17 protein-coding genes and 3 pseudogenes are annotated in these 20,237 nt (G+C 59.7%); 15 read left to right on the top strand and 5 right to left on the bottom strand.

Annotation, left to right across the window (positions count from 1 at the left end):
- The first annotated feature begins 44 nt into the window (after positions 1-44).
- From FOM02_RS17770 to FOM02_RS17780, 3 genes are all read left to right on the top strand, one after another.
- Complete coding sequence (locus tag FOM02_RS17770) at positions 45-290, top strand: hypothetical protein (RefSeq protein WP_027557832.1); 246 nt, start codon at positions 45-47, stop codon at positions 288-290.
- A gap of 96 nt (positions 291-386) precedes the next feature.
- Positions 387-1,064: a glutathione S-transferase family protein gene (locus tag FOM02_RS17775; RefSeq protein ID WP_027557833.1), complete on the top strand. Its 678-nt coding sequence runs from the start codon at positions 387-389 to the stop codon at positions 1,062-1,064.
- Between the two features lie 9 nt (positions 1,065-1,073).
- Entirely contained in the window at positions 1,074-1,397 is a 324-nt protein-coding gene (locus FOM02_RS17780) for a DMT family transporter (protein ID WP_027557834.1), read from the top strand.
- Here the strand turns inward: FOM02_RS17780 and FOM02_RS17785 are convergent.
- Together FOM02_RS17785 and FOM02_RS17790 are read right to left on the bottom strand one after the other, a co-directional pair.
- The gene (locus FOM02_RS17785) at positions 1,394-1,906 is read right to left on the bottom strand and encodes a DUF1697 domain-containing protein (protein WP_027557835.1); all 513 of its coding nucleotides are present in this window, start codon (positions 1,904-1,906) and stop codon (positions 1,394-1,396) included. The two genes, FOM02_RS17780 and FOM02_RS17785, sit on opposite strands and share 4 nt — an antisense overlap.
- 7 nt (positions 1,907-1,913) lie before the next feature.
- Positions 1,914-2,561, bottom strand: coding sequence for an alpha/beta hydrolase (locus FOM02_RS17790; RefSeq protein ID WP_018641706.1), 648 nt, complete (start codon positions 2,559-2,561; stop codon positions 1,914-1,916).
- Positions 2,562-2,912: 351 nt separating this feature from the next.
- Here FOM02_RS17790 and FOM02_RS17795 point away from each other — a divergent pair, with 351 nt between their 5' ends.
- Together FOM02_RS17795 and sufB are read left to right on the top strand one after the other, a co-directional pair.
- Positions 2,913-4,052, top strand: a complete 1,140-nt coding sequence (locus FOM02_RS17795) for a cysteine desulfurase family protein (RefSeq protein ID WP_027557836.1) — start codon at positions 2,913-2,915, stop codon at positions 4,050-4,052.
- A 113-nt stretch (positions 4,053-4,165) separates the two neighbouring features.
- Positions 4,166-5,143, top strand: a pseudogene (gene sufB, locus FOM02_RS17800) (Fe-S cluster assembly protein SufB); the annotation flags it as partial.
- Here sufB and FOM02_RS46855 read toward each other — a convergent pair.
- The gene (locus FOM02_RS46855) at positions 5,076-5,543 is read right to left on the bottom strand and encodes a DUF4118 domain-containing protein (protein ID WP_322596973.1); all 468 of its coding nucleotides are present in this window, start codon (positions 5,541-5,543) and stop codon (positions 5,076-5,078) included. The pseudogene sufB and the gene FOM02_RS46855 overlap by 68 nt on opposite strands.
- A gap of 1,065 nt (positions 5,544-6,608) precedes the next feature.
- Positions 6,609-7,919 carry a C4-dicarboxylate transporter DctA gene (gene dctA / locus FOM02_RS17810; RefSeq protein ID WP_265441930.1) on the bottom strand — a complete coding sequence of 437 codons (1,311 nt, stop codon included), beginning with the start codon at positions 7,917-7,919 and terminating at the stop codon, positions 6,609-6,611.
- A gap of 355 nt (positions 7,920-8,274) precedes the next feature.
- Here dctA and FOM02_RS17815 point away from each other — a divergent pair, with 355 nt between their 5' ends.
- From FOM02_RS17815 to FOM02_RS17825, 3 genes are all read left to right on the top strand, one after another.
- A complete protein-coding gene (locus tag FOM02_RS17815) occupies positions 8,275-8,472 on the top strand; it encodes a hypothetical protein (RefSeq protein WP_141263466.1) in 198 nt (65 codons plus the stop codon).
- 614 nt (positions 8,473-9,086) lie between these two features.
- A complete protein-coding gene (locus tag FOM02_RS17820) occupies positions 9,087-9,776 on the top strand; it encodes a molybdate ABC transporter permease subunit (RefSeq protein WP_265442184.1) in 690 nt (229 codons plus the stop codon).
- Positions 9,777-10,750: 974 nt separating this feature from the next.
- Positions 10,751-11,944, top strand: coding sequence for a DUF418 domain-containing protein (locus FOM02_RS17825; protein WP_265441931.1), 1,194 nt, complete (start codon positions 10,751-10,753; stop codon positions 11,942-11,944).
- A gap of 433 nt (positions 11,945-12,377) precedes the next feature.
- Here the strand turns inward: FOM02_RS17825 and FOM02_RS17830 are convergent.
- A pseudogene (locus FOM02_RS17830) lies at positions 12,378-13,384 on the bottom strand (IS110 family transposase); the annotation flags it as partial.
- Positions 13,385-14,268: 884 nt separating this feature from the next.
- Here FOM02_RS17830 and FOM02_RS17835 point away from each other — a divergent pair.
- From FOM02_RS17835 to FOM02_RS17865, 7 genes and pseudogenes are all read left to right on the top strand, one after another.
- The gene (locus tag FOM02_RS17835; protein WP_265442185.1) at positions 14,269-15,369 is read left to right on the top strand and encodes a hydrogenase small subunit; all 1,101 of its coding nucleotides are present in this window, start codon (positions 14,269-14,271) and stop codon (positions 15,367-15,369) included.
- 13 nt (positions 15,370-15,382) lie between these two features.
- Positions 15,383-17,167, top strand: a complete 1,785-nt coding sequence (locus FOM02_RS17840) for a nickel-dependent hydrogenase large subunit (protein ID WP_265441932.1) — start codon at positions 15,383-15,385, stop codon at positions 17,165-17,167.
- Positions 17,168-17,171: 4 nt separating this feature from the next.
- A pseudogene (gene cybH / locus FOM02_RS17845) lies at positions 17,172-17,881 on the top strand (Ni/Fe-hydrogenase, b-type cytochrome subunit).
- An 11-nt stretch (positions 17,882-17,892) separates the two neighbouring features.
- Positions 17,893-18,474: a HyaD/HybD family hydrogenase maturation endopeptidase gene (locus FOM02_RS17850; protein ID WP_265441933.1), complete on the top strand. Its 582-nt coding sequence runs from the start codon at positions 17,893-17,895 to the stop codon at positions 18,472-18,474.
- A gap of 16 nt (positions 18,475-18,490) precedes the next feature.
- Entirely contained in the window at positions 18,491-18,781 is a 291-nt protein-coding gene (locus FOM02_RS17855) for a HypC/HybG/HupF family hydrogenase formation chaperone (RefSeq protein ID WP_027557843.1), read from the top strand.
- Between the two features lie 149 nt (positions 18,782-18,930).
- On the top strand, positions 18,931-19,374 hold the full coding sequence (locus FOM02_RS17860) for a hypothetical protein (protein WP_265441934.1): 444 nt from the start codon (positions 18,931-18,933) through the stop codon (positions 19,372-19,374).
- The gene (locus FOM02_RS17865; RefSeq protein ID WP_416207785.1) at positions 19,374-20,237 is read left to right on the top strand and encodes a hydrogenase expression/formation C-terminal domain-containing protein; all 864 of its coding nucleotides are present in this window, start codon (positions 19,374-19,376) and stop codon (positions 20,235-20,237) included. The genes FOM02_RS17860 and FOM02_RS17865 overlap by 1 nt, the downstream gene beginning before the upstream one ends.

Below are 20,237 nucleotides of genomic sequence, written 5' to 3' on the forward strand. Positions count from 1 at the left end.
CTCAAGACCATGTATCTTGGGCACCGGGCACCTGGGGGCTGACAATGAAACTGGATGATCGTCTTCCGCCGGATTTTCCCTTCCTGGCGGATCGGCCGGTCTGGCTGTTTGTGCTGGTCTTGCTGGCCGGGATGACGGTCATCTGGATGATTAACAGTCTGTATTTCGGCTGGCTGCACCGCAGGGCTCCGGGGCTGTTTCGTTCCCGCGTCCTGCTGGCCATTCTGGCGGTCTGCGTCGCCTTTATCGCGATCGGAATGGCTATCAATCCGACCCCGGTTCGGCCGTAACCGAAGCTGGTTCAATGCAGATGCATTGATCTTGACGGATATATGCAAATGCATCTATATTAGATGCAGTTGCATCTAACCGCCAGGATCGTTGCCATGACCGCTTCACTGAAACTCATCAGCCACAAGCTTTGCCCCTATGTGCAGCGCGCCGTGATCGCGCTCAAAGAGAAGGGCATTGCGTTCGAGCGGATCGATATCGATCTCGCCAACAAACCCGACTGGTTCTTGAGGATCTCGCCGCTCGGCAAGGTGCCGGTGCTGGTGGTGACGACGGACAAGGGCGAGGTGGCCTTGTTCGAGAGCAACGTGATCTGCGAGTACATCGAGGAGACGCAAGCCGGCGCCAAGCTGCATCCGGCGGATGCCTTGAAGCGTGCCGAGCACCGCGCCTGGATGGAATTCGGTTCGGCGATCCTCGGTGATCTCTGGGGCCTGGAGACCACGACGGATCCGGCGACCTTCGAAAGCAAGCGCCAGGCGCTTGTCGCGAAGTTCGCGCGCGTCGAAGCCGCGCTCGGCGCAGGGCCTTATTTCGCTGGCGAAGCGTTCAGCCTGGTCGATGCGGTGTTCGCGCCGGTCTTTCGCTATTTCGATCTGTTCGACGAGCTGGCCGAGCATGGCATCTTTAGGGATGTGCCGAAGGTCCGCGCCTGGCGCGCCGAGCTCGCAAAGCGCCCGAGCGTACGCACTGCCGTCGGCGAAGACTATCCGCAATTGCTCCGCGCTTTCCTCGTGCGGCACGATGCGCATCTGCTCAAGCTTGCTGCCTGAGCACAGCCGATGTCGCAGTCTTTGGCCTGGCTGATGCTGGTGATCGCCGGCGCGCTCGATGTGGGCTGGGCGATCTCGATGAAGTACGCAGAAGGCTACACGCGCATCGGCTGGAGCATCGCTTCGCTGGTGCTGCTCGCAGCCTTCGTGTTCCTGCTCGGGCGCGCGCTGAAGGTGCTCGAAGTCGGCGTTGCCTATTCGGTGTGGACCGGCATCGGGGCTGCCGGCACGTTCCTGTTGGGAGTCGTGCTGTTCGGGGAAACGCTCAGCGCTATGAAGCTCGTAGGTATCGTGCTGGTGCTGATGGGGATTACCGCGCTCAAGCTGGCCTAAAGCTCCGCGGCCATCTTCGCCAGGGTGGCGATGGTGTTCATGTTGCGCGCGGTGCCGGTCTTGGCGGCGGGGATCGCGAGTTTTGACGTCCCCATGCCGTCGCCGTAATGCACGTAGATCTCGCGGCGGCCGAGCTTGACCTCTTCGTCCTTCTGACCGCGAATTCCGGCGAGCGTATCGGCGGGCGGCGCCTTGTCGAGGAAGATCGCGACCGTGCGGTTGGGCGCCATTTTGGAAAACGGGTTGCCAGCCAGAACCTCTGCCATCTCGGCGGCGCTGCGCACGAGCACACCGACCGGCGCGCCGGCGAAGGCGTGCAAGCGCTTTTCCAGTGCGGCCTTGATTGCGGATTCCGATTTGCGGCTGGTGAAGACCACATTGCCGCTGGCGATGTAGGTGCGCACGGCTCCAAAACCGAGCTCTTCGTACATCGCCTTGAGCTCGGTCATCGGCAGCTTGCCGGTGCCTCCGACATTGACCGCGCGCAGCAGGGCTACGAACGCGGCCATATCGTTCTTATCGGACGTTGGCGAGGCGCATGTCGAGATACGCCGTGATGGTCTCCATCAGCGGCTCGAGCTTGGCGTCGAAGAAGTGGTTGGCGCCGGGGATGATCTGCTGGTCGATCACGATGCCCTTCTGCGTCTTCAGCTTCTCGACCAGCGTGTTGACGTCCTTCGGCGGCACCACTGCGTCCTTCTCGCCATGCACGATCAGGCCGGACGAGGGGCAGGGTGCGAGGAACGAGAAGTCGTAGAGATTGGCCGGCGGCGCGATCGAGATGAAACCCTCGACCTCGGGACGGCGCATCAGGAGCTGCATGCCGATCCAGGCGCCGAAGGAGAAGCCGGCGACCCAGCAGGCGCGTGCCTCGGGATTGATGGTCTGCGCCCAGTCGAGCGCGGCGGCCGCATCCGACAATTCGCCGGTGCCGTGGTCGAACGAGCCCTGGCTGCGGCCGACGCCGCGAAAGTTGAAGCGCAGCACCGAGAAGCCGCGATGCGCGAAGGCGTAGTAGCACTGGTACACGATCTGATGATTCATCGTGCCGTGAAACTGCGGATGCGGATGCAGGATCATCGCGATCGGCGCGTTCTTCTGCTTGGCCGGGTGATAGCGGCCTTCGAGACGGCCAGCAGGGCCGGCGAAAATGACTTCAGGCATCGATGATCTCTTGATTGATGTGCTGGAGCGAGGTTCCTCGGCAATCAACCGATTGTGGCTTCATCGACTTTGATGCCGACGAAGCGCGAATGAAGGATGAGAAGGCGTGCGCCTCGCGGTGATGCGCGATTGGCGCGCGGTGACTTGACGGCCGCGTTCTAACATAGGCTGCGGGGCAAAAAGCAAGCATCTTCAACATCAGTCAATGCGCTCAAGACGTTAGCGCGTCATGGCGGCGTCATCGCCGACCGCGGTTTCGGAATCACGGTTGCCAAGAGCGTGGCGGCGGCCCATGTCGGGGCGGCGAGGCGAGCCGACCAGGCCTCGGAAAACAAGGTAACATAATACTCAATGCCGCGCCGCGTTTATCTCGACTGGAATGCGACCACGCCGCTCCGCACTGAAGCGCGGGCCGCGATGCTCGCTGCCTGGGACCTGATCGGCAATCCGTCGTCGGTTCATGCCGAGGGGCGCGAGGCGCGACGGCTGGTCGAGGAGGCACGGAGCGCGCTTGCAGCGGCCACCGGTGCGCTGCCGCGGAACGTCGTCTTCACCTCCGCTGGAACCGAAGCCAACGCGCTGGCGCTCGCGCCGGGCCTGAAGAGTCCGTCTGGCGGTCCTGTCGAACGGCTGCTGGTCTCGGCGATCGAGCATGCCTCGGTGCTGGCAGGCGGCCGATTCCAGGCCAATAGAATCGGTCAAATCCGGGTCACGCGCTCGGGCGTGATCGACCTCGATCATCTGAAGGAACAGCTGGGCGACGGTCCGCCGGCGCTGGTCTCGATCATGGCGGCCAACAACGAGACCGGCGCGGTTCAGCCGGTCGCTGAAGCGGCGCGGATCGTCCACGAGGCCGGCGGCCTCCTGCATGTCGACGCGATCCAGGCGCTCGGCAAAATTGCTTTCAATATTAACGCGGTAGGCGCGGACCTTGCGACCTTTTCTGGGCACAAGATCGGCGGCCCAAAGGGCGTCGGCGCGCTGGTCGTCGCCGAGGGAATCGCCGGACTGGAGCCGGTGCTGCGCGGCGGCGGGCAGGAGCTGAACCGCCGCGCGGGAACCGAGAACGTCGCAGGCATCGCCGGGTTCGGTGCGGCGGTGAGGGCGGCGCTTCAGACTCTCCCGGAAGATGTGGAGCGGATGACAACCCTCAGGAATCGCTTGGAAAATGGACTTCGCGGCGTCGCCGGAGGCACCATCTTTGCCGACGACGTGGAGCGGCTGCCAAACACGGTCCTTTTCACCGCACCCGGCCTGAAGGCCGAGACTGCAGTGATCGGCTTCGACCTCGAAGGAGTCGCTGTCTCCTCTGGCTCCGCCTGCTCGTCCGGCAAGGTCCAGCCGTCCCACGTACTGTCAGCCATGGGGTATGATGCCACCGTGGCCCAGGGAGCGGTGCGTCTCAGTCTGGGCTGGTCCACGGAGCCAAATGACATCAATAGGGCGTTAGAGGCTTGGCGAAAGCTGGGTAATACCCTACTTAGAGCGTAAGCGACGAAACACGGCTTGAACGGTTCTAAGCACGTGCTTTCGGCCAGAAAACATCGTAATACTCGTCCGAGTTTGATCCACCGCGGTCCTTGAAACCGCGAGCGGAGGATGGAATGCCAGCCGTACAAGAGACGGTCGAGCGCGTGAAGCGCATCGACGTCGACCAGTATCGTTATGGGTTTGAAACCCTGATCGACTCCGAGAAGGCCCCCAAGGGGCTGTCGGAAGAGATCGTAAAATTCATCTCGCAGAAGAAGAACGAGCCCGCCTGGATGCTCCAGTGGCGGCTGGAGGCCTATCGGCGCTGGCTGACCATGACCGAGCCGACCTGGGCGCGCGTCGAGTATCCCAAGATCGACTTCCAGGACATCTACTATTACGCGGCGCCGAAGCCGAAGAAGACGGTCACCTCGCTCGACGAGATCGATCCGGAGATCCTGAAGACCTACGAGAAGCTCGGCATTCCCTTGCGGGAAGTTGCCATGCTCGAAGGCGTCGAGCCCAAGGTGGGCGAGGAAGATCCCGCCCGCCGCAAGATCGCGGTCGACGCGGTGTTCGATTCGGTCTCGGTTGCGACCACCTTCAAGGCGGAGCTCAAGAAGGCCGGCGTGATCTTTATGCCGATCTCGGAGGCGATCCGCGAGCATCCTGAGCTGGTGCAGAAATATCTCGGCTCCGTGGTTCCGACCTCGGACAATTTCTATGCGACGCTGAACTCGGCGGTGTTCTCCGACGGCTCGTTCGTCTACGTGCCGCCGGGCGTGCGCTGCCCGATGGAGCTGTCGACCTATTTCCGCATCAACGAGCGCAACACCGGCCAGTTCGAGCGCACGCTGATCATCGCGGACAAGGGCTCCTACGTCTCCTATCTCGAGGGCTGTACCGCGCCGCAGCGCGACGAGAATCAGCTGCATGCGGCGGTGGTAGAGCTCGTCGCGCTCGATGACGCCGAGATCAAATATTCGACGGTGCAGAACTGGTATCCGGGCAATTCGGAAGGCAAGGGCGGCATCTACAACTTCGTCACCAAGCGTGGCGACTGCCGCGGTGATCGTTCCAAGATCTCCTGGACCCAGGTCGAAACCGGCTCGGGCGATCCTCCAAATCGGCCGCACTCCGCTGAAGCTTGGCCGCAACGACACGCGCAGCCTCTCTTTCCTGGCGGAGCTTTCCGATCAGGTGCGCTCCCACAATCGAGGCGATAAAGAATGCAACAACCACCGGCAGATCCTGGGGGTCATCGATACGCAGGCTGAACGCCGGCGGCGCAAAGTAGTAAGCGAGAGCAGCGATGGCTATGATGCAAAGCGCGGACGACGCAATGAAGCTTCCCATCAACGAAAACAGCAATACCACTAACAAATAGGCGAACGCCGTCGCGGCGAAATGGGCGTGAAGGTACAAGCAGGCCAGAGTTACCACGGCCAGCGCTATGCTGCCGAACGTAAGCTGAGGGGCTGAACGTTCTAAACTGCTGATCGGGCTACGCATTCTGATACCGTCCGGCCTTTTTTCTCCGGCGGGGGAGCTATAACATTTTAGGCAAAAATAGGGCAATACTCAGCACCAGCACCCGCTGGTGAGCGGTTCCGCTCGATTGCTTGGTGGTGACCTGAGCACGCGCAGAGAACAATTGCATTACAGACGTACGTATAGTCGTCCTAAACCTTTCAATATGGCGCGGTGACACGCCCGCGATCGATGCTCAAGTGCCTGCTTTCCTCCGTTGCCGATAACTCCGGGCAGGCGCTCGAGCTGCAGCCGAGGATAACCAGCCGCAGGAGGACAGCGGCTGCAGTTCAGTCAAGACGTTGAGCCGGAACAATCAGGGGCACCTGGCCGAACCGGAAAGAACAAAGACAAGCTGCCGAACCACTCATCTCGCCGGTACTCATGTGCCGAGATACGAAGGCCAAGTTACGCGACCGCTTTGTATGTCCTGCGGGCCTTTACGGGCCTTTACGCCTCGGTGCGGAGGACTGGCCTCCGGGGCGTTGGCCGGAATCAAAAGCGCGCGCGCAGCGACGCCGAACCGACACTAGCCGTCTGCGACCCGCCACAGCTCTGTCAAGGTGCCATCTAATCCGTGCTGATCACACACCGTCTGATCTAATGCGACAGCGCGGACCTTAACAAGGGATGATGAGTTGCGTCACAGGATCGCTACCACGTCGTTGGTCGGACGAGGCAAGGGCGGTGACCGCACACATGCGATTGTACGGGGAGCAACAACAAGTTTGTCAGGCCGACACGTTCTGTCGCAGTCCTGATATCTGGCGCGGCAAATGTCGCAGAAGCGTTCAGATGGCCGGAAGCTTAACGGTGAAAGACGCGCTTGAAAATGACTGGTAAAAAAAGCCCCGACTCTTTTGCTCGACGGGCATCGTTCCAGGGCGGCTGGCCCCGGGCGAGGTGGGGCAAGGGCTGCGCACTGGCGATCGCGCGTGAAAGTTCCGGCTCGTCAAGTCGGCTGTCTCGATTCAAACTACGAGAAATGTCGCTGCGCTTGCTTTCAACGCATCTTTGAATGGCGGCGGTCAGGATCCGGGACCTATCTCATCGTGTGTCGATAGTGGTGGAAACGTTGGGCTGGTTGAGCCGAGCTTGCAGCGTCGTGTGCTCGAGCTCGTCCTCCCACCAGGATACGAACACGGCGGCGATGCCATTGCCGGTGATGTTAGTAAGGGCGCGCACCTCGCTCATGAACTTGTCGATCGAAAATACAATTGCCATGCCCGGCACCAGCGCTGGGCTGACCACCGACAACGTCGCAGCGAGCGTGATGAAGCCCGCGCCGGTGACGCCGCTTGCTCCCTTCGACGTTAGCATTGCCACGAGCAGGATCGTGAGCTGCTGGCCAAAGGTGAGATCGACCCCGAGTGCCTGGGCAATGAACAAGGTCGCAAGTGTCATATAGATATTGGTGCCGTCGAGGTTGAAGGAGTAGCCAGTTGGCACCACCAGGCCGACCACGGGCTTGGAGCAGCCCAGCCGTTCGAGCTTCTCCATTAATTGCGGCAGCGCGCTTTCAGAGGACGATGTGCCGAGCACGATCAAAATCTCGTCCTTGATATAGAGGATGAACTTGAAGATTGAAAAGCCGACGAGGCGCGCGATCAAACCGAGCACCACCACGACAAACAACGCCGCCGTCGCGTAAAACAGCGCGATCAGACCGATCAAATTGCCGAGTGCTGCCGGCCCGAACTTGCCGATAGTGAAGGCCATGGCCGCGAAGGCGCCGATCGGAGCCGCTTTCATGATGATAGCGATCACGCCGAACACAGCGTGCGCGACGTCGTCAATCATGCCTCGCAGTCGCTCCCCGCGGGTTCCTAACGCCATCAGTGCAAAGCCGAACAGGATCGCGAACAGGAGAACCTGCAGAACATCGCCGCGGGCGAAGGCGCCGACTACGGTATCCGGAATGATGTTGAGAAAGAAATCGACGGTCTTCGAGGCTTCCGCCTGCTTGACGTAATTGGCGACCGCCGCGGCATCCGGCTTGACGGCAAGGCCATGACCGATTTGGACCAGATTGCCCATAAGCAGGCCCAACACCAAGGCAAAACTGGAGACGATCTCGAAATAGACCAGCGCCTTGACGCCGACGCGCCCGACTTTCTTCGCATCCTGAATATGCGCAATACCAGATGTGACGGTGCAGAAAATAATCGGCGCGATCACCATCTTGATGAGCTTGATAAACCCGTCACCGAGCGCCTTGACCCAGTCGTTGGTCGCGACAGAGGGCCATAGGCAACCGACCATGGCGCCAATCAAGATCGCGATCAGCACCTGCACGTAGAGAATCCTATACCAAGCTTGCGACGCGCGTGCGGGCGCCGCAGTTGCCATGGTGGTCATGACGCTTCCTTCCCTAATATACTCGAATGCGAGCCGCCGCGTCATTGAGCGACGACAGCGTCATACGAGACTCATCATTTTAGCCGTGTCCGATTGAAGACGGTTCCGAGAGCCGGCGCGTCGTTCCAAAGGCAGGCGTTTAGTTGCGTTATCCCTTCTCGTTAAGCAAGATATGCACCAGTTGCTCAAAGTGCGCCCGATTAAGCAGTCTCTGACAAACCGTCTGTCTCCGGGCGGTATCGGTTTGGGTGCTCGGCCCGCGTTCGCAAGGTCGAAACAAAAAGTCGCAGCGAGACGCGCAACTTGATCGGCTGAGCGCATTAGCGGAGTCCCGTCTCGGGATAGAAGCCCGAGCGTGATCGATATGCGCCAGCTGCTGATGGATGCAACAGTAGATGACATCGGTAAAATTGATAGTTTGGATCGCACTCATCTACGAGATGGAAGCCTTTTAGGAGCTCGATTGCGTGGCAATATCTTGAATCGATGCACTGCCTTGTCGCTAGCGGCAAAGCTCGTCGTGCACGGGGCATTTGTCTCCAGCCTGCGCTAACGATGCGCATCAGGCAGGTTGGTCGAGATTCCGCCTTCGCTCTCGGCCCGCGCCTTCTGCCGAGTCGCAGAAGCTGCGTCACGATGATTACTCAGCTAGATCGTTCGCGTTGCTGCCAAGGGGCAGGCCTCCTGCGATCCGTTTCATTACCGGCCAAACGAGTACGGTGTTTGAGCTACCGACAAACTACCTAGGCATCTCTGGCCGCATCAAATTCTGCCGTTCCGTTGCGTGACCGCGCCTGTCTGCTCGGCAACAGAGATGCCAGAAATCTGACATAGCGTTAGTTCCGCGCCACAGCGACGTCGACGTCTATGCGAATTTCTCCCATGTCGCGCATAGCGCGCCGCGCCGTTCGCAAGCGGCACAGGAATTGCTGATTTCAAACGAGGAGGTGCCGCCGTCAGATAGATGGAGGCGGCCCTGTTACAGGAGTTGCCGATGAGACCTGCGACGCTGCTCTTGCTCGTAGAAACGACGCGCGTAAATGTGGCGGCCGCCATGAAGCGCGGCGCGACTAAAACGCGACCCGCGCCACATGCCTGGGCGAGCCGGACGTGCAGGCGATCACTGGAACCGTAAGACGACCTGCTTTCACTTTTGGGCTGACGCACATGGATGTCTTTTCGGCAGAGATTGCGCAATCTGTTGCGCTCACGATTGAGCTAGCCGCCGTAACGACCGTGATCCTCCTCGTGATTGGTGTGCCCCTCGCTTGGTGGCTAGCCCGCTCAAAGACTCTTTTGAGTGAGGCGGTGACGACGATGATTGCCCTGCCGCTGGTGCTACCGCCGACAGCTCTCGGCTTTTGCTTACTCGTGTTGCTCGGCCCAAGCGGGCCGGGTGGCGTTCTCGCCACTTTGTGGGGCGAGCGCACGCTCGCTTTTACCTTCGCAGGAATCGTGATCGGATCGGTCCTCTCGGCGTTGCCGTTGGTGGTGCAGCCGATCCGTAACGCCTTTGTTGGGATAGGAGATCGTCACTTGGAAACTACGGGGCGCGTTTCGTCGTTGTATGCCTTCATTACCATCAGGGGGCCGCTGGCGCGATTGGAGGTTGTTAAAGCCGCCGTGGTTGGCTTTTCTCATACGATCGGCACATTCGGCGTCGTGATGATGATCGGCGGCAACATTCCTGGGCGCACCAAGGTTTTGTCAGCCTACGTCGTAGACTACGTCCAAGCATCGCGCTGGCGCGAGGCGAGTGTAGTTGCCGGCGGTATGGTGATGTTCGCCTTTGCGGCAATCTCCACCTTAGCCCTCATCGACCGACACTGTGCCAGGAGAGGCACCGAACCGTCTTAGGTTAGCTGGTCGGACATATCCGATCGCGACCGAGCAGCAGTATTGCAAGCCAGATCCATCAATCCTTGCGGGGCTACAATGAACAAGTTTGTTATGGCCGTGGCGGCTGTTGGAATCGGCTCAATTCAGTGCGCTCCGCTCCTCGCACCGTACGGTTCGAGTGCCGATCGCTTAAGGTTGTCTGGTCCAGCAGTGGAGCTAAAGTCAAAGCAGGCTCTGTCCCTTGCGACGGCGATCCACAAGTTCGCGACGAACGCTGGTGAAGCATGGGGTCCTTTCCTGTGATGAAGGCTATGTTCTTATCGGTTGGGCTTTCGAGGGGAGGAGTTCTGCTTCTCTTGGCGGGAAACCGGCGGCCCAACGACCAGGAGGGGTTTCGGCAGTCACATGATCGAGATACTTCTTGCGCATGACTTCGCAGGAATGCAAGTTGGCCAACGAAAACATCTGTCCTGGAGGTTCATTTTACGACCTATGCCCGAAACTTGGGCGCTAAGCCGACAGAAGCAATCACCTGAAGCTACGGCTTTTTTACCTGTCTCTTCGTTCGGCTCGACCTGACCGATCCGCTACATCAGGTGGCCCTTGCCAAGAAGATAATTGAGCGCAGTGCCCCCTTAGTTGATCGCCTCTCTCGGTCGCGCATGTCAGCTTGTGACGCGTGGCTGACCTTAACTCAGAGCGCGGCGATGTCCTCTTCCGAGAGATGACCAGACCAAGGGCATGCTGGCTGCGGAGGGGAGCCTTGAACCTCAACCGGACCTTGCCGGTCCCATCCGGACCACATCGGCTAGATCCGACAAAACCCCGAACTCACATCGAGCGCAATGTGAGACTTTGCCCAATTCTGGTAGTTTGACGCGGTACGAGGCGGCATTCTAAATCTCTCCATCGCAAATGGGGGGAATCCTGCAATGACCGGCGGAAGCATAGGCTCGCAACCTGCGCCGGCGAGTGACGCGTCAAGAAAGCCTATGAACCCGTCGGAGCGGCTCGACGCCATTGACGTGCTGCGGGGCGTGGCCCTGTTCGGCGTGCTCGCGATGAACATCGTGACCATATTTCGGATCTCCATCTTCGCGCTGTTCTTACCAAACGTGGAGCGGGCGGGGCCGCTCGACCAGGTGGTGGCGGCTGTGCTGACGGTTGTGGTCGAGTTGAAGGCGTTTTCGCTCCTCTCGCTGCTGTTTGGGGTTGGCCTTGCGATCCAATTCGAGCGGCTTGCCGGCAATGCACGGCGCATGATCTTGCTCGTGCGCAGGCTGCTGGTGTTGCTGACTATTGGCCTGGTGCATCTCTATTTGATCTGGAACGGGGACATTCTGGTCGAATACGCGCTGGCGGGCTTCGTGGTGCTGCACTTTCTCGGCCGCCCGCGGGGGCTTATGGCAGGTGCAGCCTTGCTGCTCCTGGGGCTCTACGTGACCATGCCGCTGTTACCGCCGATCGTGCCGCTGCCGGGTGAAGCCGAGATGGCCGCTCTTGCCGCGGAGGCGACGCGTGTGTACGGCACGGGCGGATTTTTCGATGTGCTCGCGTTTCGGATCCGCGAGGTGCCGGCGATTTTTCCGCTGCACGTCATGGTGTTTCCGCGCACTGTCGCGCTGTTCCTCATCGGCGCCCTTGCGTGGCGCAGCGGAGTTTTGCGTTGGGCTTCGGCGAACCGGCGCCTGCTGTTCGTCATCGCAACCTCTGCCATTCTTCTCGGCGGCGGATTGAATCTCCCGGCAGCACGACAAGAGCTCTTCGATTGGCCGTCGCTCGGTCGCGCGCGCTTTCTGGTGGAAGAGCTGGGCGTGGTCGTATTGTCCCTGGGTTATGCCGCCGCAGTCATCGCCGCTGTGAACCTCCCGGGCGGGCGGAGAATGCTCGGCTGGGCCGCGCCGCTTGGCCGCATGGCGTTCACCAATTATCTGGCGCAATCTGTGATCTGCGGCTGGATCTTCTACGGCTATGGTCTAGGCCAATTTGGCCGCCTCGGCGTGGCCGCGACACTGGCGATCGGCATTTTCGTGTATGTCACGCAGGTGGTGTTCAGCGCTTGGTGGCTGCGCCGCTATCGGTTCGGTCCGGTCGAGTGGCTCTGGCGCTCCAGCATGTATGGGGTACCGCAGCCGATGCGGGCAACGGCCAATTCAGCCATCATGCGCGCGACTATAGCAGTTTGATGCGGGCCCCCGATACCCAAGCTGCGTTCTGCTTCAAGTGGAAGTCGCCCAAGCGGGTACGGCTGATTTTGTGCCTTCAGCGACCTCCGGAGGTGTCCGCTTTTCCGCCGGTTGGGGGAGCGGACATCAGGCGGCCAGTCGCTTAAGAGTACACGGCCTTTCGTAATGGGCACGATGATGTCAAGCCTCCCGCGTGAACGTCTCGTCGCCGAGCTCATGCTTCTGTCCGTGGTCAACGCCTGGCCGCACATCATGCTGTCAGAGGGAGCGGTGAGCCTATCTAGATACGCGTGGTTCGTTGGATGACGTGTAGCGGCTTCACCGGATCCACCGTCCCGGCGACGGGACTTCGGGCACTGGGCTTCAGTTCGGGCCCGGTTGCGTTTTTGATCTCCTCCACATCTCCTATGCCGCAAATCGGCCCCGCTTCGGTCCATCGGTGAGTTGTGCCGTCGACCCAGATCCGGCGCAGGATCACTGCCAGCTTACGTGCCAGAGCGACTGTCGCACGCTTCGAACCTCACCGCTTGGCGAGGTCCATCCCCCAGCGCTTGAGTTTTGAGAACCGCGTGATGCGCGACAGCAGAACGTTGGCGGCTTTATACAACCCCGTGCGCACCGTCTCGTCGCCGGCCAACGTGATCCCGCCTGTGACGTCCTTTTCTCCCGATTGATATTTCATTGGCGTAAGCCCGAACAGCGCGCCTGCCGCCTTCGATTTTACGATGCGATGAGGGTCATCAATCGCCGATTTGTAGGTAACAGCCACGAGCGGACCAACACCCGGCACTGTCATGAGGCGGCGACAAACCGCATCGTCACGCACAATTGTCCGCACAGCCTTGTGTAGCTTCCGTACTCTGCCTTCAAGGCCGATCGTGCCGAAAGCATCGCTGTAGCAATGCGCTCCAATGTCGCCTGCCCCGCAACCAACTCTCGGATCCGCGCTTCGAAAGTCTTCCGCGTCACCGGGCCAACCTTCAGCCCGAAGCCGCGCAAAATCCCGCGGATACTCAACTCCACGTCGATCAGCCGCCCGAGAAGCTGTTTGCGTGCGATTAGGAGGGCCCGGATCTCCTGCGCATCGACCGACTTTGCGTGTACCGGCCGGAACCATCCCATCCGTATCAACCGGACGATCCCGCGCGCATCCTTGCGATCAGTCTTCACCGTCATCGCAGACAATGCGGCCTTCACATGTCCAGTTTCGAGCAAAACCGTCTCGAACCTTGCTCTTTTCAACCCCGCATGCAGACATTGCGACAGCGGCCGAGCCTCCAGCCCGATCCGATTCACTGCAAAGCCAAGCGTCTCGAAAAACTCGACTAAGGCGTCGGGTTCGCTCGCGACCTTCGCTTCCTTCAGGATCTTACCCTGGGCATCCACAACGCACACGCTCGACAGTTCCAATGACACGTCGATTCCGGCATAGTTCTCCACGGCTGTCCTCCTTCTCCAGATGCTTGTGGGCGACTGAGGTCGTGACCCCATTTCATGATCTATCGGGGGACAGCCACCATCATTACCCCTTGCTCGGAGCAGGGCCCATTACGGCATCTGGGCAGACACCGTTGCTACTACCCATCGATGTCGACTGAAGGTCGGCGCCGTCACCTGCTGTCTGCGTCGGCCGGCTCGCGCCAGTGCTGCAACAACGAGATCGCCTCCGCTATCACGAAGAAGCTCTTGCAAGCGGGTTTGGTGTCGCGAGGCGCCAAGACGATCTCGCATTACTGTCGATCGGCTCGCGCGATGAACGCTCTTGTGATAGCTCAGAACCTTCAGACTCTCTCCCCTGCAGCGTGAGGCGAGCCGCTTGGGATCAAAGGCAGATAGTATCGATCATACTTAAAAAGTGAAGGTAGTGCGCGCATCGCGCTCTTCTGCGGCTTCTCTATCGCTCGGCAGCTGCTTTGGCGGGCTGCTTGCAGTTGCTACTATGGGCGGGCTTTAACGCCCCATTGGTCAGCAATCGGCAAGTCTGATGAAGGCTGGAGGGCAGGCCGGTGCCCGTCAGCAACACCAATTCTATTCAAGAACCGGCATGACGCGTGAGTGTCGCGGTCGTGCAAAAGCGAGCATGACGTAGTCGCCATGCAGTGATGAACTATATTGCTGCTCTGTAGAAGTGCTCACATGAACGTCCAAAACCGGACACCGTTTGCATGAAAGATCAATGGCGCAGCCTATGGCTCGCTGCTTTCGACAGTCCGCAGTGCCGAAGCGGTGACTTGGTATCTGTCAAGTGTTTCGCTTCGCTGGCTTGTTTCTTGCTGAACGTCAGTAATTCGTTACGGCCGACGACAACTCACACGGAAGGCTTTATGGGTGGTCCAACGGAAACGTTCTACAGCGTGATCAGACGCCAAGGTATGACGCGTCGTAGTTTCCACAAATTCTGCACTTTGACTGCCGCGAGCTTGGGACTTAGTCCGCTCGCCGCAAGCAGTATTGCCAACGCCTTGGAGACCAAACCACGTGTGCCCGTCATCTGGCTGCACGGGCTCGAATGTACCTGCTGCTCGGAAAGCTTTATCCGCTCGGCCCATCCCTTGATCAAGGACGCGCTGCTCTCGATGATTTCGCTCGACTATGACGATACGATCATGGCGGCGGCGGGACACCAGGCCGAAGCCATCCTGGAGGAAACTCGTGCCAAGTACAAAGGCAGGTATGTGCTCGCCGTCGAAGGCAATCCACCGCTGAACGAGGGGGGCATGTTCTGCATTGACGGCGGCAAGCCGTTCGTTGAAAAGCTCAGGTGCATGGCGGAAGAGGCCATGGCGATCATCGCTTGGGGCACGTGTGCGTCATGGGGATGCGTGCAAGCGGCCAAGCCCAATCCGACTGGCGCGGCGTCGATCGATAAGGTGATCACCAACAAGCCGATCATTAAGGTGCCCGGGTGCCCGCCTATCGCAGAAGTCATGAGTGGCCTCGTGACTTTCATCACCACGTTCGGAAAGCTTCCGGAGCTCGATCGCCGAGGGCGTCCAAGTATGTTCTATTCCGAGCGCATTCACGACAAGTGCTATCGGCGTTCCCATTTCGACGCTGGCCAATTCGTCGAAGAGTGGGACGATAAGTACGCGCGCAAGGGCTATTGCCTGTACAAGATGGGCTGCAAAGGGCCAACCACCTACAATGCCTGTTCGGCCATTCGGTGGAACGGCGGCGTCTCATTTCCGATTCAATCCGGGCACGGCTGCTTCGGCTGTTCCGAAGACGGCTTCTGGGATAATGGGTCTTTTTACGACCGTCTCACAACCATCAAGCAGTTCGGCATCGAGGAGAACGCCGACCAGATCGGCATGGCCGCCGCTGGCGTAGTTGGGCTAACGGTCGCTGCCCATGCGGCGGTCACCGCAGTGAAGCGGTTGACCCACAAGTCGGATCGCGCAGCCCCCAAAGGCAAACTGAGTTGAGGAGGGGGCGACGTTGGCCGTCCAGACACCGAATGGGTTCAATCTCGATCGTTCAGGCAGGCGAATCGTCATCGACCCGCTGACGCGGATCGAAGGCCACCTGCGTGTCGAAGCCAATCTCGATTCGGACAATGTGATCCGCAATGCGGTCTCAAGCGGGACGATGTGGCGTGGCATCGAAGTCATCCTGCGCGGACGCGATCCGCGCGACGCCTGGGCGTTCACCGAGCGGATTTGCGGGGTCTGCACCGGCACCCATGCGCTCACCTCCGTGCGCGCGGTTGAAAATGCGCTAGGAATTGCGATTCCGGAGAATGCCAATTCAATCCGCAACATCATGCAGCTGTGCCTGCTCGTGCATGATCACCTCGTACATTTCTATCACCTGCACGCGTTGGATTGGGTCGACGTGGTCTCCGCGCTCAAGGCCGATCCCAAGTCGACCTCGGCGCTCGCGCAGTCTATCTCGCCCTGGCCGCTGTCGTCCCCTGGCTACTTTAGGGATTTGCAGATCCGGCTCACCAAATTTTTCGGATCAGGGCAGCTCGGTCCGTTCAAGAATGGCTATTGGGGGCATCCGGCCTACAAGCTGCCACCGGAAGCGAACTTGATGGCTGTAGCGCATTATCTGGAAGCGCTGGACTTCCAGAAGGAGATCGTCAAGATCCAAGCCATCTATGGTGGCAAGAACCCGCATCCGAACTGGCTGGTCGGCGGCGTGCCCTGCGCGATCAACATCGACGGAACTGGTGCGGTGGGTGCAATCAATATGGAGCGACTGAACATCGTCTCCTCGATCATCGACCGTTCGATCGAGTTTGTCGAGCAGGTCTACCTGCCCGACATTGTCGCGATCTGCTCGTTCTATAAGGACTGGCTCCATGGCGGCGGACTTTCGAGCAAGAGCGTGATGTCCTATGGCGATATCCCCGAAAACGCAAATGACTCTTCCTGTTTCAAGCTGCCGCGCGGGGTCATTCTTGGTGGCAATCTCAACGAGATCTTGCCGATCGACCATGGTGATCCCGAGCAGATCCAGGAATTCGTCGCGCATTCATGGTATAGGTACCCCAGCGATCGTTGTGGACTGCATCCCTGGGACGGTATCACCGAGCCGTGTTTTGAACTTGGGCCAAAACTCAAAGGCAGCAAGACAGATATCAAGGAACTCGACGAAGGCAGCAAGTATTCCTGGATCAAAGCGCCGCGCTGGCGCGGCCACGCCGTGGAGGTCGGGCCGTTGGCGCGATACATCATCGGTTATGCGCAAGGCAAAGCCGAGTTCGAGGAGCCGGCCGAGAGACTACTCAAGGGGCTCAATCTTCCCCTGACTGCGCTGTTCTCGACGCTTGGCCGTACTGCGGCGCGGGCGCTCGAATGCCAGTGGGCGGCGCATCAGATGCGTTATTTCCAGGATAAGTTGGTAATCCACATCAAGGCAGGCAATACGGCAACTGCCGATGTCAGCAAGTGGAAGCCGGAAAGCTGGCACAAGGAGGCTAAGGGTTACGGGTTCAGTGAGGCCCCACGCGGCGCGCTTGGGCATTGGATCAAGATCAAGGGCGCCAAGATCGACAATTATCAATGTGTCGTGCCGACGACGTGGAACGGATCTCCTCGCGATCCCAAGGGCAATATTGGCGCTTTTGAAGCCGCCCTGATCGGTACCCCGATGGTCGATCCGCAGCGGCCCCTGGAGATCTTGCGCACGATCCATTCCTTTGATCCGTGCTTGGCTTGTTCGACTCACGTGATGAGTCCTGACGGCCAGGAAATGGCCTCAGTGAATGTTCGTTAACGACATGCTGGACAGAGCTCGGAAGCTCATTACCGCCGTCGATACGGAACCCACTGAACGCAGCATCGGCGCTGCCATCGCTGACGCGCCGGTGCGACTGTGGCATTGCGTTAATGCTGCGGCCATTCTGATGCTGAGTTTAAGCGGCTATGTCATCGGAACCGGGACACCAGCAATGTCGGGAGAGGCAAGCGGCAATTTCCTGTTCGGCTATATCCGCTTTGCTCATCTCTCGGCGGGATATGTGCTCAGTATCGGCTTTCTTCTGCGGATCTACTGGGCGTTAGTCGGAAACGCGTATGCCATGCAGATCTTTTGGGTGCCGCTCTGGCGCAAGTGCTTTTGGCGCGAAGTGTACCACGAGATTCGCTGGTATGCGTTCCTGACAGTTGAGCCCGGGAGGCGCGTTGGGCACAACCGTCTTGCTCAGCTCGCGATGTTCTTCATGTTTACGCAGACAATTACGTTCATGGTCATCACAGGCTTTGCACTTTATGGGCAAGGTGCCGGCACTGACAGTTGGCAGTACACGCTATTCGGCTGGGTATTTTCAATTTGGCCGAACAGTCAGGACGTCCATACCTGGCATCATCTCGGCCTGTGGGTGATCGTGACCTTTGCGCTGGTCCACATCTACGCGGCCGTCCGGGAAGACTAATGTCGCGCCGCAGCATCGCTTCTGTGATATCGGGTGAGTGTGGGTTTCGCGATTGACTGGAAAGCGGATGCAACCGGAAACCAAGAAAAGGATCCTGGTGCTCGGCATCGGAAATATCCTGTGGGCCGATGAGGGATTCGGCGTGCGGGCGGTCGAGGAGTTTCACCGGCACTACGTGATCGATGACAACGTAACGGTCCTCGATGGCGGCACACAGGGGCTCTACCTCGTCAGTTTTCTGGAGCAGGCCGATTGCCTGATCGTGTTCGATGCCGTCGACTATGGATTGCTGCCCGGGCAGTTGAAGCTGGTGCGAGATGACGAAGTGCCAAAATTTACCGCCGTCAAGAAGGTGAGCCTACATCAGACCGGCTTTCAGGAGGTCTTGAGTGCGGCCGACCTGCTTGGCCGTCGCCCGCGAGAGCTCGCTCTCATCGGCTGTCAGCCGATGAACCTGGAGCATTGGGGCGGTCCGCTGACCGCCCCGGTACGCCTCCAGATTGCGCCTGCGATTAAACTGGCTTGCAAACTCCTGGCGCAGTGGGGCTCGCCGGCAAAGCCGCGGACCGCGCCGCTGCCTGCATCAGAACGGCTGTTGGCAAACAATATCGACCATGCAAACTATGAGATGGGGGCGCAGCCGATCTAGCGGCCCGCGACTGACCATGTGCCTTGGCCTGCCAATGACGATTGTCGAGACCGACGGCATCGTGGCGCTCTGCAAGTATGGCAATGAACAGCGGCGCGTATCGGTCATGCTGCTCTCCGACGCCTCGGCCGGCGCCAAGGTGCTCGTTCATATCGATACCGCGGTGCGGCTTTTGGATGAAAATGAAGCAAGGCTGATCTCGGAAGCACTTGAAGGACTTGAGGCCACCCTCAACGGCCAGGACTGCGATCGCTTCTTTGCGGACTTGATCGGTCATGAGCCGCAATTGCCCGAGCACCTACGCTAGCAGTTCCGCTCGCCAGTTGCGCCGATCAAGCTTGCTCACAAATCGAATTCCAGTCGCACGTAACCTCGGCATGGAAAATGTCAGGCGCTTCTGATTGGCACGCGCCTTGCTATTACCCTCCTAGCAGAACCGAATCAGAAAGGCGTGTGATGAAGTTGCAGCCGGCGCAGCATGGTCTGGCGCGGCCCGCTCCGTCCGACGCCGAGCGCGTCAGCGTCGATGCGTGCCTGGTCGCGCATGCTCCCGTGAAAGCGGCCGTGATGCCGCTGCCGGCGGCTGATCCCACATATTTGCTCCGCATCATCCAGGTCGCATTCTTACTTTCTGAGATGGTCAAGACGTTTCGGCGGCGCAGGCAAGGGGCAGTGCGTGTGCGCGCCGTAGGTGGCGAACTGGTTGAGTGGCTCGACCCGCGAGGCCCGTCGACGCCGATCCTCACCCGACGGCACGATACACTCCGCCTGATCGGTAGGAGACCGGTCCGTTTCGTCGCGATCGATCGCATTTCGGTACCGAGGGTTCGGCCACACGCCGGCAGCGCTTATGTCGGCAAGTGCATTGCCTCACGATGCAGCCAACGGAACATCGCATGATGAAAACAGCGATCCGCGTTATGTCCGACGTCGCCGACGGGGCGGCGAATGACCTTGCCACCCGCTCTGGAAGTCTCGATGTATTCTACAGGGGGTTAACGAGTACGAGTGCGCTCGCCAAGCGCGCTTGGCGCGACGGTGACGAGCTTGCAAAGACCTATCCGAATGCCACCGCGCTATTATCAAATGCCGCCGCTGCCGTTGGCAGACAGAAGAGCGGCGCTCGGACACAACTGTACGGACTCGCGAATCTCAGCGATCCCGAGCGCAAGCTGATAGGCGAAGTGCTCGGAGCCGGTGAGGTCGCTGGGGTGGTTGCGCTGCCAGATGGCTCTTTGGCGCAAATCCGTGAGTCCGTGCTTGCAGGAATTTGGCGCGTGCGCATCGGAAGCGAGCCGCCGCGCGAATATCTTGAGGTCGGAGCGATCCCGCAGATTGTCCGGCGCGCCGCAACTGACCTGACGTCCGCCGACCTTGCGATCGGCCCCGCGCCCGACGGCGCGATGAACGTGCAACCGGTGCTCGCCGAAATACGCGAGCGGGCCCGCGTCTGGCGCTTTGGAATGCGCGCGCATGTCATCAATCTCACCTTGCTGCCGATGAGCGTTATCGACCTGGCATTCCTGCAGCAAAGCCTGGGGAATGGTCCGGTCCAACTCATCTTCCGCGGCTACAGCACATGCCGAGTGCAGGCGACCGGGATCAGGAACGTCTGGTCGGTCCAGTTCTTCAATTCTACGGACAATATCATCCTTGATACGTTGGAAGTCGGCGGCGTGCCGATGCTAGCGTTGGCTGCCGACGAGGATTTGCAGGACTCTGCCGAACGCATGCAGGAAATTATTGAGGCGTACTTCACATGA

The organism is Bradyrhizobium sp. SEMIA, assembly GCF_014844175.1.
Taxonomy (GTDB): domain Bacteria; phylum Pseudomonadota; class Alphaproteobacteria; order Rhizobiales; family Xanthobacteraceae; genus Bradyrhizobium; species Bradyrhizobium arachidis.